Source organism: Flintibacter muris (assembly GCF_943192995.1).
Classification (GTDB): Bacteria; Bacillota; Clostridia; order Oscillospirales; family Oscillospiraceae; genus Lawsonibacter; species Lawsonibacter muris.
In genome coordinates, this window is sequence record NZ_CALPCP010000023.1 from 36,392 (window position 1) to 51,787 (window position 15,396).

Annotated in this window: 8 protein-coding genes and 1 pseudogene; 3 read left to right on the forward strand and 6 right to left on the reverse strand. The window is 54.6% G+C overall.

The window, feature by feature from the left end; genetic code table 11:
- Positions 1–38: 38 nt before the first annotated feature.
- The 6 genes and pseudogenes from NFS22_RS15690 to NFS22_RS15710 all read right to left on the reverse strand — a co-directional run bounded on the left by NFS22_RS15690 (position 39) and on the right by NFS22_RS15710 (position 12,452).
- Positions 39–4,388, reverse strand: coding sequence for a Zn-binding domain-containing protein (locus NFS22_RS15690; RefSeq protein WP_251318647.1), 4,350 nt, complete (start codon positions 4,386–4,388; stop codon positions 39–41).
- Positions 4,389–4,739: 351 nt separating this feature from the next.
- Positions 4,740–5,372, reverse strand: a pseudogene (locus NFS22_RS24110) (DEAD/DEAH box helicase); the annotation flags it as partial.
- Between the two features lie 4 nt (positions 5,373–5,376).
- A complete protein-coding gene (locus NFS22_RS15695) occupies positions 5,377–6,420 on the reverse strand; it encodes a hypothetical protein (protein ID WP_251318648.1) in 1,044 nt (347 codons plus the stop codon).
- Positions 6,417–9,062: a hypothetical protein gene (locus NFS22_RS15700; RefSeq protein ID WP_251318649.1), complete on the reverse strand. Its 2,646-nt coding sequence runs from the start codon at positions 9,060–9,062 to the stop codon at positions 6,417–6,419. The genes NFS22_RS15695 and NFS22_RS15700 overlap by 4 nt, the downstream gene beginning before the upstream one ends.
- A 13-nt stretch (positions 9,063–9,075) precedes the next feature.
- Positions 9,076–10,659, reverse strand: a complete 1,584-nt coding sequence (locus tag NFS22_RS15705; protein ID WP_251318650.1) for a hypothetical protein — start codon at positions 10,657–10,659, stop codon at positions 9,076–9,078.
- Between the two features lie 395 nt (positions 10,660–11,054).
- Positions 11,055–12,452 (reverse strand): DUF6076 domain-containing protein, encoded by a 1,398-nt coding sequence (locus NFS22_RS15710; RefSeq protein WP_251318651.1) that lies wholly within the window; start codon positions 12,450–12,452, stop codon positions 11,055–11,057.
- Between the two features lie 155 nt (positions 12,453–12,607).
- Between NFS22_RS15710 and NFS22_RS15715 the strand changes: the two genes are divergently transcribed.
- The 3 genes from NFS22_RS15715 to NFS22_RS15725 all read left to right on the forward strand — a co-directional run bounded on the left by NFS22_RS15715 (position 12,608) and on the right by NFS22_RS15725 (position 15,379).
- Complete coding sequence (locus tag NFS22_RS15715; RefSeq protein ID WP_251318652.1) at positions 12,608–13,588, forward strand: AAA family ATPase; 981 nt, start codon at positions 12,608–12,610, stop codon at positions 13,586–13,588.
- A 190-nt stretch (positions 13,589–13,778) separates the two neighbouring features.
- Complete coding sequence (locus NFS22_RS15720; RefSeq protein ID WP_251318653.1) at positions 13,779–14,096, forward strand: plasmid mobilization protein; 318 nt, start codon at positions 13,779–13,781, stop codon at positions 14,094–14,096.
- The gene (locus tag NFS22_RS15725; protein WP_251318654.1) at positions 14,096–15,379 is read left to right on the forward strand and encodes a relaxase/mobilization nuclease domain-containing protein; all 1,284 of its coding nucleotides are present in this window, start codon (positions 14,096–14,098) and stop codon (positions 15,377–15,379) included. The genes NFS22_RS15720 and NFS22_RS15725 overlap by 1 nt, the downstream gene beginning before the upstream one ends.
- The last annotated feature ends 17 nt before the right edge of the window (positions 15,380–15,396 follow it).

A 15,396-nucleotide genomic window follows, 5' to 3' on the forward strand; every position in this document is an offset into this window, starting at 1 on the left:
ATGCCCCCAACACTTCCAATCAAATGCCTGCGTTTCTCTTAAAAGGAGTCCATAATCTTCTGCACAGCATACGGCTTTGCGTATTTCAGGCAGCCATTACTGATATAAATCTTACCCGCGTTAGCCGGCTCTGCCCACATGGCAGGGTATACGACCAATCTCTTTTTCTGAAGTCCATGGGACAGAATAACCCCTTCCGCATCCTGCCACACCCTGCACCCCGAGTCCTCCAGAATGCGCCTCAACGGAGACAGATAGCTCTTCTGCGCCTCTGGCGAGAGCTCATTTGCAAGACTGCCGTCTATTCCCCATTTCAAGAGATCCAGTGCCGCAAAGCGGTCCAGCATGCCATGAACAAATTGGTTTCTATAATGTTTCAAGCAGTTGTGACAGGAAGACTGACAATCACAATCATTTAGCAAAAGCTCCGTCTTTCTAAGCAGCTTTCCGATTTCCCTTGCCACCCTGACAGCATACCCCGCACCACTGGAAAGGTTATCGTACAAATAAATATCCGCAAAGAAACCGGATGTGTTCGCTCGCAGTCGATATCCTGTAACCAGCTCCGAGAACTCGATGTCCAGCTCTTTGCTGGCCGCCAAACGCAGCGCCTCTGCCAAAGATTGCGCCGCCCGCTCCAGCCATGGGTTGTCCTTTCTGCGCGTGTCAATTCTGCGCGGATCCAGCGCAAATTCTAAAACAAGCATGTCCGTGATAAAATCATAGCCCAAATTTACATTGACGGTATTGATATGGCCGCAGGGAGCTTGGGCATATGCTGAACGATAGGGCCGGCCCACTTCCTTTCCTTTAACCCGGAAGACGCTCCGATCGCGCCCAGGCATAGCTGCACCGCAATCCGCACAAACCGCAAAGCCTTGGTCGGAGGGGCCGCGGTTCATCATGATAATCCGCTGATTCGCACGAGATGCCAAACGAATATGGGCGCAGTGATTGACCGGATGCATCTCATCTCCGTCCGGCAGGGTGGAATAGAAGGGTGGCTGTGCATAGGAGTATTCCTCTGTCAATTGCGCATTTTGGATCGATGTAGCATTCCGCGGCGCAAATCCCCAGGGACGCAACATCTGCCGGTCACGCTCCAAATTTTTGCTGCCGCAGAAGGGACATATCTGCACAGAGTCCTCTTCCAGGCCAAACCAGTTGCAGTCCCGGCAAACCAACACATTCTTCAGGTAGTTTCCATCTTCCATAAAGGCGCGCGCCGGACTCAGCGCCCGGCCCTTACGGCGCTCACTGCCAGGATAGTACAGTCCACCGATCTGATAGGTCTGCTTATCCACCACAATGGAACGCCCCGGCGCATACTCGCTGATAGCCATGTCCAGACCACGGTCCGGTTGATAGGCCAATCGCTTGTAGGAACTCTCAGGATCAAAAATATATGTGCTGATCACATTTTTGGGGAAAGAGTATGTGGGAATGGCCCCATCCTCATAGAGCGCGTCCAACAGAGACTTTGCATTTGCCAAACTACCATCTTCCCGAACGCCAAACAACTCAGGGTGCTGGTCACATTTCGCTTTCATTTGCGAAAATGCCTTTGATAAGACATCGAACAGCGTCGCGGGATCAATCTTTGCGCCATGAGGCACCAGGATACTGTCCTCTGCAAAACTGCCGCTATGAGCAAATGCCAAGAAATCCTCCAGATACTCATCTAAAAACCGGGCAGCCGGCAGCGTGTCCAGACTTGTAGGATCGTCAGCTCGCCTTTGCATTCCTAAGAACTCCTGGAGCAGAACCATACTCAAATGCCGCTGGAGCAGCTTTTCACTTGTAATGTCAATCCAGGGCCTGCGCGGGTCCCCTCGGAACATCGGCGTTGGATCCCGGAAGTACAGCGTATCGTGCGGACCGTCCTCGCAGAAGGTTATGATTGTAGAGAGGCTGGATCCTCTTCGCCCCGCACGGCCAGCGCGCTGCTGGTAGTTCTCCCGCATTGGCGGAACATTCCGCAGTCCTACCGCCACCAGAGAGCCGATATCAATACCTACTTCCATGGTTGTTGTGCTGCTCAAAATATCGATCGGCGTCTCATCCGCTCTATCAGACGAGTTTCCCTTTTGCCCGTTGCTGTTGTCATGGATCTGGATCAAATCCTGAAAGCGAAGCTCATATTGCTCTGTGCGGGACCAATATTCATCCCGCTGGTCTTTATGGGAAAGCTGGGCCGTGTGTTCCTCTGTATCAATGATCCGAATGGGCTTTCCTTCCAGAGCATCCTCCACGGGCTTGCGCCAAAAGTGCAGCGCGTCGTATTCCTGTCCTGTCATGGGATGGATTTCCCCTCCGTGACAGCAAGGGCACTGCCCCTTAAGCAGGTAGGGTGTGATCTCCGTACATTTCTCGCACCGATACCAGGTGTGATCCATGCCGAAGCGCGGGCGGATCTGCGTCATGTCCACATAGAGCTTTCCATTATCAGGCCGTGCGCACTCCAGAAAGCGCTCTCTAAGAACGCGCTTCCAAATATCCGCCACAGGATCCTTTTTCTCCCATCCCATGATCTTTCGGATATTTTCAGAAAAATCCCAGTCCTTGTCAAGCCCGTATCCGCCGTAAAGCGGGCGAACCTCCATACGCACATTATCATCAATGGTGTGGCCCAAGGCAGTCGCCTTATCGCAAATGGAGATGATCCAGGCATTGAACAGTTCCAGGAATTCCTCCTCTGAAACAGTAACACCCTGTTCTTTCAGATCCTCCATAGCGTTATCCAATGCGTCCTCCGTGGGCTCCAACCAGCTAACAGCCGAATCGTAGAGCGTGTTGTACCCGCCGCAGAACATGCGTAGCAGGGCTTCCTGCATTTGGATCGGTGCATTATTCAGCGTCAGCTCCGGTATATACGTCCTTCCGCGTCGAGTCTTGCGCTCGCAGTCCTTTTTTACCTTCTCACAGTCGTCTACAAATTTGGAGCGGTCAGTCCCATAGAAGATCCGCAGCTCTTGACGTGCGGCGGACAAAACGAAGTAACCGTAAAACCGGTCCATGGATGCTTCGCTCCCGGCATGCTCCATTTCGTTAATGGCCAAGGCGAACAGCTGACGGATTGCTGTATCATCGGACGCCTCAGACATGTCCCGTGCCAATCTGGCTGCTCTTTGGCGGCTATCTGAGAAAAGCAGGACCTTACGTCCCTGGTTCGGAAGATGTACCGGGTCCTGATCCTTCCCGGGAACCGGGGGCTGTTCTTGAAACTGCGTTTTAATCAGATTGAAGAAAGACTGGTTGCCTCTGGTGCTAAAGGAGGTCAACTGTGTGCTGGAGAGCAGATGATCACAGTGAGGACACTTGTACCAGGTGTAAACGCCGGGCCGCCCGGAGGTCCTGAAGTCGGAATAGTACAGCTTGCGGATACCGGGTTTTCCCGCCTGTGCATCGTCCCGGAGGTAGAGGAATCCGCTCTTGACGTCCAAATAACAGGGCTTGATCGCAGATTTTCCCTGTCCTTTGATTGGCGGTGTGCCCTCGGGCGGAAGATACAGATGGACCTCCTTCATGCGTTGGTCGATGATCTGTCCGGGATAGCGCCAAAGATATGTGCTGCCGTCCGCGTTAGTGACATTCTCTATAATGTAACCTTTAAAGAACAGTGCGCCGCAGCGGCGATCATTGTAAAGCTCATAGACGGTGGAACCGCACTCCGGGCAGACCAGATCCTTGTCTGTCAGGAAAATCTCCCCCAGCGTCAGTCCACCCTCCGTGTGGGAATGGGGACACTCCGGGTTGGCACAGGCATAAACGCCCTTGATCCCCTTAAACAACATGTGCATCCGGGCAGGAAACAACACGGCGTTTTTCTCATTTCGGGCCAAGGGAATCATTGCCAACAATACGCTGACAGCTGTCAATGCCTCCTCTTCTGTGGCCTCCGTGAAAATGTTTCGCGCCAGCTCCAGCAGGGAGATAGCCGCTCCACGGCACTGGCGGATCATCTCATAAAATGGACGGTAGGAAATCAGATGAGCGTACATCCAAGCATATGCCGTCTCTGCCTTGGAAAATGGTGCAGGTGTGTCTGGAACACTGGCCCAGAAGCGATTCAGCGCTGCCAGACGCCCCTCCTCCGTCTCCTCAAACTCTGCCGCTGTGCAGGAGAGGAACCGATCAATGGGAATGTCGTATTTCATCTTCCCCTCGATCTTCTCCAACGTTCCGGTAAAGAACCGAAAGCTGTCCGCAGAGTCCGCCGCAGTCAACTCCTGGGCAAAGCGCTTGATAAAAGCCCTGTCCTCTTCACTGCGATTAGGCATACTGGCTGTTGTCAGAATAAACTGGACTCGCTGGCGGGAAATACCCAGCTTATAGAAGAGGCGGCGAATCAAAAGGGCCACTTCCCCACCGGCAGAACCCTTGTACATATGGGCCTCATCAATGATGAATAGCAGCTTGTGGGACGGGTCGCTGTCCAGCCACGCCTTGGTGCTTTCCCAAATTTTCTCCTCCCGGGGCCGAAACAGCATATACTCCAGCATGGAGTAGTTGGTAATCAGGATATCCGGGCAAAATTGCTGCATCTCAAAACGTGTGATCAGCTCTGCGTCCTCCGGGTCAGGCACATGACGGCTGTCATGGAGTCTCTGCAGGAAAGCTTCCATGTCTGCCTTGGCCGGGATTCTTCCCTCCCGTGTCAATACCTCAAAATAGGCCCACTCGCTTTCCGTCTGCGGGAAGGACATCCGTGCCAGCGTTTTTTCCAGCATATGATCTTGGGCGCTCTGAGGCGCTACCCCCGGGTAAGGCGTCCGACCGGTATACATTCCAAACTGAGGGCGCCTGGAGTTCTTCCCACAGGTGTCCCGGAAGATCCGCACAAATTCGCCCTTCGCATCCCCAATTAGGCGCCGCAGCCTGCCCACCTGATCGGAGACCAGGGCGTTCATGGGATACATGACGATGATCCGCACACCTCGAATATCCCACGTCTGTGGAGAATCATGGGCCTCAGCCGTCAGTTTGGCCAGCAGCGGCCACATGAAGCACTCTGTCTTACCGGAACCCGTGCCAGTGGACACGAGCAGGTCATTCCCGGCAGCAGCCGCGTCCAGGGCCTCCAACTGATGACGGAAAGGGGATGGATATACGCCCAGTCCCGTCTGGGAAAGCTGAACAAAAAAGTCCTCCTGCCACCGGGGCAAGTTTTTTAGTGTACGAAGGCCATCCGGTACGCTTTCATAGGCGGGAGAGGACTCAATAAAGGGCTTTTGATACAGCAACCCCTCTTCATCCAGCCGACTGCCAACTGTGGAAAGCAGTAGCGGTGACTTCCCGAAATACTGGGCCTTGATGTAATCCTCCAGCTCCGAACGAAGCTGCTTATGAATGGAATTGGCTCCATTTGACATATGATCATTCCTCTGTAAATTGATAGCCGATCTGCTCCAAGACACCCTTTACGACCTGAAATGCTTCAAGGCTGAACACGCCTCTATAATTGCTGGAAAAGCTGGAAAGAGACAAGGGCCAGCTGTAAAGTCTGATCCAATAGAGTTCTGCCGGCGGAAAAAACGGTACAAATACAGCTTGGACGATCGTTCCATCGACTCTGTATCGAATTGCCGGCAGTTGAGCGTAATGTGCCAGACAGGCATGCACAACGGTGCAAAACGACATACCGTCGTAAAAAGGATCATTGACCAGCCAGTGTGGAAGCTGACTGCCCAGGAGCTGTCCATTCTCTATGCGGTACAGATAATACAGCCGTCCACCCGGCTGCCCCAACCGGGCAATGGACACGTCGATGCCTTTGGAAGGTGTACGATTCCATCGAAACAGGGTCGTATGGGACAAATACTCCGCGCTCTCCCCCGCATACAGCGGTGACCAAGCGGCATTGGATACCAGCGCTGACCAGAGCGCAGAGAGCGTGCCCTCCTGCAGACCAAACATCTCCTCCACGGATGGATAGAGGACCGCTCCTTCAAAGGCGCTGCTCTCTGGCCAATATGCACCCAAACCGCTGATATACTGCTGCCTTTCCAAGGGCATTCCCCGTTCAAGCTGCACACCGTCCTTCCTGGCCATACCGGGCGCTGCTGATGTAATCCGATAGGCGGTGTGGTAGATGCAGCCGGTTTTCAGAAAAATATCGTAGCTCTCGTCGCATAGAGTCTTCGGTTCTGCTGCAAAAAAAGTATGGAGTTCCGGATACAACGCCAGATAACTGTCCAGGATCTCGCGGATCCTTCCCTTGAAGTGCGCAATGGATATGGGCTCACCGACTTCAGGGGTCACTTCGTCTTCCTCAAGGTCATCTGACAGACTGGCCAGGGCCATCCGCCCGAGCAGACTATATACTACCCGCGCCTTCCATCGCTCATCGGACTCCTTGCCGCCTCGCACAATATGGTATGTGTTGGCAATCGTATCCAGCAGCTTGTTATACTTGTTCATTGCGTTTCACCCAAAAATGCGCGAATCAATGCTTGCGTGTCCTTGGAAAGGCCTCCTTCATCTTCCGTACCCTCCAAAATTGCATCTGCTTTCCCTGTGACGTATGCGTAGGGCAGTGCACCGAACAATACATCATAGTCTGGCTCATCCCGGCCCAAGAGCGCCTTCATATCCGCCAACATCTGTTGCAGCTGGTTCCGCAGCATTGCTGGCATAGGAAGCTTCTTTGCCAAATGGAGCTTCTTCTGTGGCTTTGTACGGTCATATCCTCGGAAATCCGCACCAAAACAGCCGCCTACATATTTGCCGGATGCGGGCTGATCCACAAACAGCTCCGTCAATACCGGTACTACATAGTTGTATAACCCTTTGGGCTCAATCAACAAGTCCTCCGCAAAGGGGTGTACCGCAAGGATCAGCTTGTCTTTTTGTGCGGTGAAATCTGGGATATGACTGATCCACCCGGTATTGATCGGGTCCAGCAAAACAATGACCCGGCCCTCATCGTTCATACATTGCTCCGTTGCATCTGGATCATATGCACCTTCACAGCGGAGGATCGATGCGGTTCTGCCAAACAAGGCTGCAGACAGGGCATCAGCAATGCCACGGCCATTGGGCCCCGCTAACAGCAGAGGCGTCCGCAAAACATAAGCCACATATAAAAATGCGGCTAGCATGGATGTGCGTCCCTCTATAACGCCGGCCTCTTCCAGCCCATCCTGGAGTGTGCATATTGCATCCCAGTCTTCGTGGTGTTCGCTGCTGTCTGCATCCAGCTTTTTGCCTGGCATGAATTGATCCTGAGCTGCAGGTACATTTGGTGCGGCAGCCGCAGAGCCATGGAACGCCATCTCGCAAATAAACTCCGCCGCCTTTTCCCGAGCCGCTGCGATGCGTGCAGCAACCTGCTCCTCCACATCCGCAGCTAGCTGCTGCTGTTGGTCAATCTCTGCCGCCAAGGCGTCCCGGCGCTTCTCCAACTGCTGCTGTTCCATAACTAACAGGTCACACTGTTTTCTCTGCTGCTGGGCTTTGAGCGTTATCTGTGCAAGATCCTCCTGAGCCTGAGCCAGCTGTTTCTCATGTTCCTGCCGCCACTTCTCCTCATTCAAAGACCGGCATCTCTCTATCAGTTCAGGACTGCACTCCACGGCGGCGCAAAGAAGCCTGCTCTCCACGTCCGTCCCTTGTAAATAGGTTTCAGCACATTGAACAAATTTATCAGCATAGCTCTTGGCCTCCTCCAGGGAGCAGCCGCAGGACGCTGCGATCTCCTGGTAAAGATCTGTTGCAGGCAGCTCCTGGAGGAATGCCCGAAATTCCCTTGCCTCCCGAATAGTCCCGCGCTCCTTCAGCTTCGCAATGGGAGAGCGCTGGAGGATAAGCTCCTTCACCGTCTCCAAAGGATCCCGGATCGGTAATAGCTTACTGGGCATCCCCAGATGAATCCGGCAGAAAAAGCTCCAGTCCCGGACTTTTACGATCTCTTGCTCGCAGAATTTATACAGAGGAAGTTTTGTGACGCTTGACTTCAATTTAGCAGTCCCGTTTTCCTCTACAATATCAGACTTCCGGCAAAGCAAGCCGATATATTCACTGTCAGCAGAAACGGCATATAGCGCTCTCTCCCCATCAGGGATATGGGCAATCCCTTGGCACAAATATTCTTTCAAATCCTCCATGGTCTGGCAATTGGGCACCACAATGATCTGGATAGGCGCGTGACTTGGCAAAAATGCAGAAACAATGTAATCAAGCCTATCCGGATTATAATTGGGCTCCGTTCTCCACGCCCAAATTCCGATGTAATTTTCCTGTTTAGAACGATCTTTCGTATATAGAATGTCCCTTTGGGGAAATCCGTTTTGCTTCTGCGTCTGAATGGAGCCATCCACAATATCAGCCATTCGGTACAATTCCAAGCTGTTTCCACTGGGTATTCCCACACGACACAGAGATGTAAAGGGGAGATCATCATCTACAGGAATTTCGGTAGAAGTATCTGCATAGGAAGCCAGCCTTTGAAAATCGGCCAGTTTTTGCTCACTTTCTTCGTATTGCTTCTGTACAGCGGCACATTGTGCCCGGAGTTTCTCGCAGGCTTCCCCTTCCTGTGTCAATTTTTTCTGAATTTTAGCAATTTCACCTCTAAGATGCTCCAGCTCCGCTGATGAGTCTCCGTTTCGCGTAGCTTCTGCCTCTGCTGCATCTGCAAGCTTCTCTCTTGCTTCAATCTCAACAATTGCGCTTTGCACCAATGCGGCATACTCCGGAGAATACGCATCGCCGGAAAGTCTAAAGTATAGATCCAAGTGTTCGTGAAAATCACTTTTCGGCAAGGCATGGATCAGTGCTGTATGTATATCTTCCCCGGCATCCGCAAAAAGAGAGATTTGCTTGTTCAAGATATTAAGAAGTGCCTGGACGGATGAATTCAACAGATCTGATATAAACGGATCATTTCCACGATTGACGACGATCCGCTTGATCTCTGCAAGAGGCACCTTCTCCGGGCGGAACTTGGACAATTTGTTGAAGTTTTTGGGAGCCATTTTGAAGCAGTCTCTAAAATGTTTCAGTGGGATCAAATCGCAAAGCACACACAGCTCTTCGTTCGTTAATCTCGAAATATAGTCCACTATAATCTCTCCTCTATCTTATGGCCTTGCGCATCAGGAAACTTTTCAACTCTTGACAAGCCAGTGCCGGAACGCTGCCCGCTCTGATTTTCTGATACATCCATAACTTGACTTGAGGATAACCTTCCAACTGCGATGCCATCGCTCCCCACGTATGGGGCATGGGAACCAGAGGGCCTCCGGCGCCTCTCAGTCGTTGCAGAAGTCGTTCCTCATCCGCTTCCGGAAGGGTTTCTCGCTGATACTGAATGCTCCAGACACGATCCAATCCCTCCATCACATTGAGCTCACAGCCAAATCGCAGGGTGCTGAATTCGCTTATTTCGTTAGCCTTCAAACGCCGCTTCTCTACGATTTGACCGTTTTGCTTGAGGATGGCCAGGCCGTCATATTGAGTGCACACACGTAAGATCCCCTTGGGCGGCAGCGTATTTGCCAGCCCGGGCGGAATTGTTTGATCCAAAAAATCTGTTACAGTGACCGCGGGCAAGGGCTCTGTATAGTGCAGAGGCTCCTGCCAAAGATAGGTGTACTTCAAGCGCCTCCAAAAGTCGCCTGTGGAGAGCTGATAGGCATGGCCCACGGAGATCAACTGCTGGCGATCCCTACAGGAGATATATTCAACTGCCCCACCAGATTCTGCAGGATAATGCTGCTGTACGGCCCTCGGATAGCTCTTCGTGGTGACATCACCCCGAATATGAAAAACCACTTTCTTGCTGTTGTGGTGGATCGCATAGGGCCCTTTTCGATAAATTGGCCAAATCGGCTGCACGGAGACTGGCTGATCCGTCAAGCGGCAGTGAAGTTCTAAAAAGAACTTTGCCGCATCATCATCGAATGTTTTTGCAAATATCCTGTACAAGTGCCAGTGCCGCCCGGAAGTCGATTTGGTAAGAATGCGTTCTAAAGAAATGGCTCTACAAGGGCTGGTCATTGTACTGCTTTGTAACAAGTAATAGGATTTTCCTACTTGTACATCCGCGTCATATGGGAGCTTCTTTCGCGTTTTTCCATCAAACAGTGTACCCTTGGGGTCAATTCCCCGTATGCGCTCCGGCCAGCAGGAAAAAACAGAACTCTTTCCGTAATTGAGTTTGATTTGATACTCTGAATATGGCGTTCCCCCGATGGAAACATAGGCGATCCGATTTGCGTCCAGGTGCTCCCGCAAATCGTATTGGAAGCCCCGCTCCGCTCCCTTTACCGGGACGATCTGAATCGTCGCCCCCCGCAGATCCCCTAAAAATGCGTCAGGAACTCCCAACAAGCCAATTTCCAGTTCAAAATCCGTGGGAAACTCCGATGGCAGCAACTTGAGCCGGATGGGAAGATCGTGTTTTCCGCTGTAGCTGTCGATGTATACGTTAGCTCCTTGGGTCCGTTCAGGACAAGGTTTATCCGCCTCTGGGGTATGCCCAAAATGTCGCACCTGTGCGCCTGACCTGCTGAAATAGACATATTGGTGGCAAAGTGCGCACATAAATATCCCGCTTTTGGCCGGAATGGCATCCGGGAATATCTCCGCCGCCTCAAACGGTGTAACCCCTCTCCATTTGTGGTCCGAAAGTATGCAGACGTGTGTAAGCGAAGGCATCTGTCCACCTCCTTCTTTGCCGGAACGATACAGTTATGCAAAATTGATAGAATTTTGTATTTATTTTACCGCATTATTGGCGGAAATGCAACTGGTTTCCCCATATTACTACAAAGGTCATGTGCATGACAAATCTCAGTCGCATATGCACTACAAGAAACATTGATCGTGTCGTCAGCAAAGAGTTTTAGCTGCCAAGCGACAATCAAGCAAAATAAGAGAAACCACACGCAGGGATCATTGCGTGTGGTTTCTCTTATTTTCCGCCTCACAAAAAAAGCCCCGCCTGATATGTAACTATGACCCGATGCCCTGATGTCGTCCGGTTTATTCGTTCAAATCTTATTAGTTTGTGTAGGCATCGTCTTCTTAAAGAACAGGGAAAACAATCTCCACTAAGGCTCCTCCTCCGCTTCTGCCTCTTCTGTCAAAGAGATCTCCGCCGCCGCCTGAAGCACCCGTGCCAGCAGCTCCGTCTCAGCATCCCGCTCTCCAGAGGTCAACTCCTCCAGTTTCCGGGCAGAGACCTCCAAGTCTTCGGGTGCATCCGCCCGATACCTGTCATGGAGGCTTGTGTGTCCGCCCCGGGCATGGAGGATCTGGCTCTCGGCAGTGACGGTTTCCCAGGCGGGATCGGCCTCCCGGAGGTCCAGAAGGGCGATGTCCGCGAAGCGGCCCCCGGGAACAAAATCCATATCCCGCTTGATGCAATTCCGCCAAGGCGTCTCATCCGGCGGGGGCAGTTCGGTCCGCTCCGCCTCATAGGGCGTCAGCTCCCCCTGGAGATCAATGTGCCGCAGAAACTCCCCGGCAGAGATGCGCCCCGCCTGATAGTCCCGCTTCGCCTCCCGCGCAAGCTCCAGCCAGGCGGCGTACTGGTCCCGGTCAAAGGGAATCAGGCGGCTCTCCGCGCCGGGCGGTGCCAGCTCCAGCCGGTTGGCCCGCTCCTCCAGTCTGCGCCGCAGGCGCTCGTAGGCAGCCAGCGCCCCGTCGGTATCGGCCCGGAACCTCCGCATATTCCTGGGTCCAATTTCCTTGCACGGCCTTCTGTCCGCCGCGTCATAGCAGTACCGGGACTCGGCCTCCGTCCTGGGGATAAAATACCGCCAGCAATTCTCACACCGCGCGATCCGCTGTCTGCTCTGCTGAAAATAGAGGGACAGCTCCGCAAGGCACAGATCGTACAGATCCGACAGAGCGTACTCTCTGGTCTGCCCCACAGGAGCGGCCTCCTCCCTGGCTGGCAAAAAGCGGACAGAAAAACTGCGGTCTACAATGCCGGGCCAGGTAGCCTCCAGCGCCCGGAACCGGTCCTGCTGTGTGCCGCGCTCAAAGTCCGCAAAGGCAATCTCGAATATATTTCTCATACGGTTTTGCAGAAAATAGGGCCTCCGAAGAGCCGTCAGGACGGCGAAGGCCTTGCGGGAGGCAAAGATCGGTTCACCATCGTCCGTCATTTCCTCGGCAAGCGCAGCATGATGCTGGACATCCCAGTATGCGGCGGGAGCAGCCGCATGGAGTTGTTCCGCCAGAGGAACGGCCTGTGCGGCGAAGTCCTCGTAGTCAGCATAGAGCACCTCGTCCCGCTCCTCAAATACGCAGTGTTCCTCCCACAGTCCTTCTACCCGGGAGCGGTAATCAGAGAAGTCAAACTCCACGAAGTCCATCAATGCCTCCGCGGGGGACTGCCGGGGCAGGCGGGTCTCCTGGCCGTCCGTCCAAGTCAAAATGATCTCCACGGGATTCCCGGTATCTGTCAGCAGATAGATGCCGGGCTTTCTTTTTTTGTCCAAAGCGCGCACCTCTTCCGTCGCAGGAACTTTCCGAAAAAATTGGAGAGTTCCTTTCCTATGTAAGTTTTTTTCTCTGTGATTCTATCATGAAAGAGGCCGAAGGGGAACCGTTTCTTTGGGGACCGCGGTTCGGCCAAGGGAAGGAGGTGAACGATATGAGAGACGATTTGAAGCTGATCTCCATGGAGGATGTACAGGCAGAGGAAGTGCAGTGGCTGTGGTATCCCTACATCCCGCTGGGAAAGCTGACCATCGTCCAAGGCGACCCCGGCGAGGGCAAGACCACTTTCGTGCTGGCAGTGGTGGCGGCGCTGACCCGGGGCGAGGCTCTGCCGGAGAGCGAACAGGCACGGGCCCCCATGAGCGTGATCTACCAGACGGCGGAGGACGGTCTGGCGGATACCATCAAGCCGAGGCTGGAGGCCTCCGGTGCCGATTGCGCCCGGGTGCTGGTCATCGACGAGAGCAAACGGGAGCTGACGCTTTGTGATGACCGGCTGGAGCGGGCGGTGCATCGGACCGGAGCGCGGCTCATCGTCCTGGATCCCATTCAGGCGTACCTGGGGGACGGTGTGGATATGCACCGGGCCAACGAAGTGCGTCCGGTTCTGAAATGCGTGGCGGCCATGGCGGAGCGGACAGGCTGTGCGGTGATCCTTATCGGCCACATGAACAAGGCCCAGGGATTGAAGTCCGGCTACCGTGGTCTGGGTTCCATCGACTTTCGTGCGGCGGCCCGGAGTGTGCTGGTGGTGGGGCGGCTCAAGGAAGATCCCACTGTCCGGATTGTGGCCCAGGACAAGAACAGTCTGGCCCCGGAAGGGAAGTCTATTGCGTTCCAACTGGATGGGGAGCGGGGCTTTCAGTGGAAGGGGTTATGCGAGCTCACGGTGGACGATGTGCTGGGCGGCGGCGGAAAGCTCCAGACAAAGGCCACCCAGATGGAGGAGGAGCTGCGGCAGATGCTCACGGAAACCGTACCGGCGGAGACGGTCCTGCGCCGGGCAAAGGAGCTGGGCGTATCGGAGCGTACGCTGATGACCGCCAAGAAGAACCTGGGCGTCCTCTCGGAAAGGCGGGGCGGTCAATGGTACTGGAAGCTGCCCGCGCAAGACTGTAAGGCTGTAGAGGACTAAGAACATTGCAGACTTGCAGCCTTCTGTAAATCAATTTCATCGGCGGGGGCTGGGGTACGGAAAATCCTCCCTTTAGGGAGGGCAAGCAGAGCCTTCGTCCGACTTTGTCGGACTTGGCGGCGCCGGAAACGGCGTGATGCGGGCAGAAGCCCGCACCCACTTGGGGAGAACACGGAGACGGAGGTACAGCATGAGTGCGAAAAAAGAACGGCGGATCACACTGCGGCTCACGCCGGAGCAGTACGAGAGTATCCGGGCCAAAGCGGAGACGGCACAGATGTCCACCGGGGCCTACGTCCGGGCGGCGGCCCTGCGGCACCGTGTGGTAGTCATCGATGGACTGCCGGAACTCACCCATGAGCTCAAGGGTATTGGCCGCAGCGTCAACCAGCTGGCGGTGCTGTGCAATATGGGGAAGCTCCGCGAGGTCCACCTGGGAGAGACCTGGCAGGCCCTGGGGGAGATCTACAGCAAGCTCCGGGAACTGACGGAACGGGAGACGCACTGATGGCTACGGTGACCTTCATCCGCTATGAAAAACAATCCGCAGGGGCGCTGCATGGAGTGGCGCAGTATGTCTCCCAGCGTGAGAAAACTGTGGAGAATAGCCGCTGGCTGGTGGACGGGCAAAACTGCGCGCCCCAGCTGGCCGCCCAGGAGTTTACCGCCACCCGGCAGATGCACCGGAAGGACAGCCCTGTCTGGTTCTACCACTATGTTCAGTCCTTCCACCCGGCGGAGCCGGTTACCGGTGCGCTGGCGCACAAGATCGCGCGGGAGTTCGCGGAGCGGGCCTGGCCGGACAGCGAGGTGCTCATCGCCACCCACATTGACGCCGCCCACATCCACACACACTTCCTGGTCAACGCCGTGTGCTATGAGACCGGGAAGATGCTGCGGCAGGGCCCCAGTACCCTGCGTACCCTCCGCCCCCTCTCCGACAAGCTGTGCATGAAGTACGGCCTCTCCGTTCTTCCAAAAGAACAGCGCAAGGAAAGCTCTATGGGCATGAGCGCCAGGGAGTACCGCTCCGCCGCCAAGGGAGAGAGTTGGAAGTTTCAACTGATGAACACCGTCGACCTGTGTATGAGGAGCGCGAAAACGAGGACCGAGTTCATCAATGAGATGGAGCGGCGGGGGTATCAAGTACGGTGGGAGGAGAACCGAAAAGCCATCACCTATACCACGCCAAAGGGAAAGAAGTGCCGGGACGACCGGCTCCACGAGGACAAATACCGGAAGGAGGTTATGGAGCATGAATTCAGAATCCGGGAAGAGATGCTCCGTCGAAGAATTGAAGGAGAGGAACCTGCCGCCGGAGGTACATCCCTCGACGGAGGAGTGGGACAACTTGCTGGCGATTCTCAGCGCTCTGTACCGCCTGACAGCGGCACAGGCCGATGGAATGGCGAAGCCCAGTTGTCCCGCCCTGGGGGAACTGCGAATGCAGACAGAGGCGCTGGTGCGGGAAACGGTGGCAATCCGTCAGTTGCTGGAGCGGAGAGAACAGGCTGGGAAGAAGAACGGGGGCAGGCGTTTGCGCCTGCCCCGAGTAACCTTGCCCCGGCCCAGTCTGGCATGGCTCTGGGCCATCCCGATCTCGCTGGGGCTGTTGGTACTCTGGTTCAGTGTGGTCGCCGTATGGAACAATCTGCTGAGGCCGTTCCTCCAACTGATCCGGTGACCGCGCACAGCGACCGCAAAGCCCTCGCCAAGGAGAGGGAGAAGAAGATCGCCCTGGGCCACAAGCAGGATGACCACGAAGAGCAGAACATAACCCTGTCTATGTGAATAAACCCGTAGAAACA

What these genes read in the sequence shown, in the direction of transcription:
- NFS22_RS15705 (WP_251318650.1), bottom strand. Translation starts at nt 10,659, where the DNA reads ATGCCTTCGCTTACACACGTCTGCATACTTTCGGACCACAAATGGAGA.
- NFS22_RS15690 (WP_251318647.1), bottom strand. Translation starts at nt 4,388, where the DNA reads ATGTACAAGGGTTCTGCCGGTGGGGAAGTGGCCCTTTTGATTCGCCGC.
- NFS22_RS15725 (WP_251318654.1), top strand. Translation starts at nt 14,096, where the DNA reads ATGGCTACGGTGACCTTCATCCGCTATGAAAAACAATCCGCAGGGGCG.
- NFS22_RS15715 (WP_251318652.1), top strand. Translation starts at nt 12,608, where the DNA reads ATGAGAGACGATTTGAAGCTGATCTCCATGGAGGATGTACAGGCAGAG.
- NFS22_RS15695 (WP_251318648.1), bottom strand. Translation starts at nt 6,420, where the DNA reads ATGAACAAGTATAACAAGCTGCTGGATACGATTGCCAACACATACCAT.
- NFS22_RS15720 (WP_251318653.1), top strand. Translation starts at nt 13,779, where the DNA reads ATGAGTGCGAAAAAAGAACGGCGGATCACACTGCGGCTCACGCCGGAG.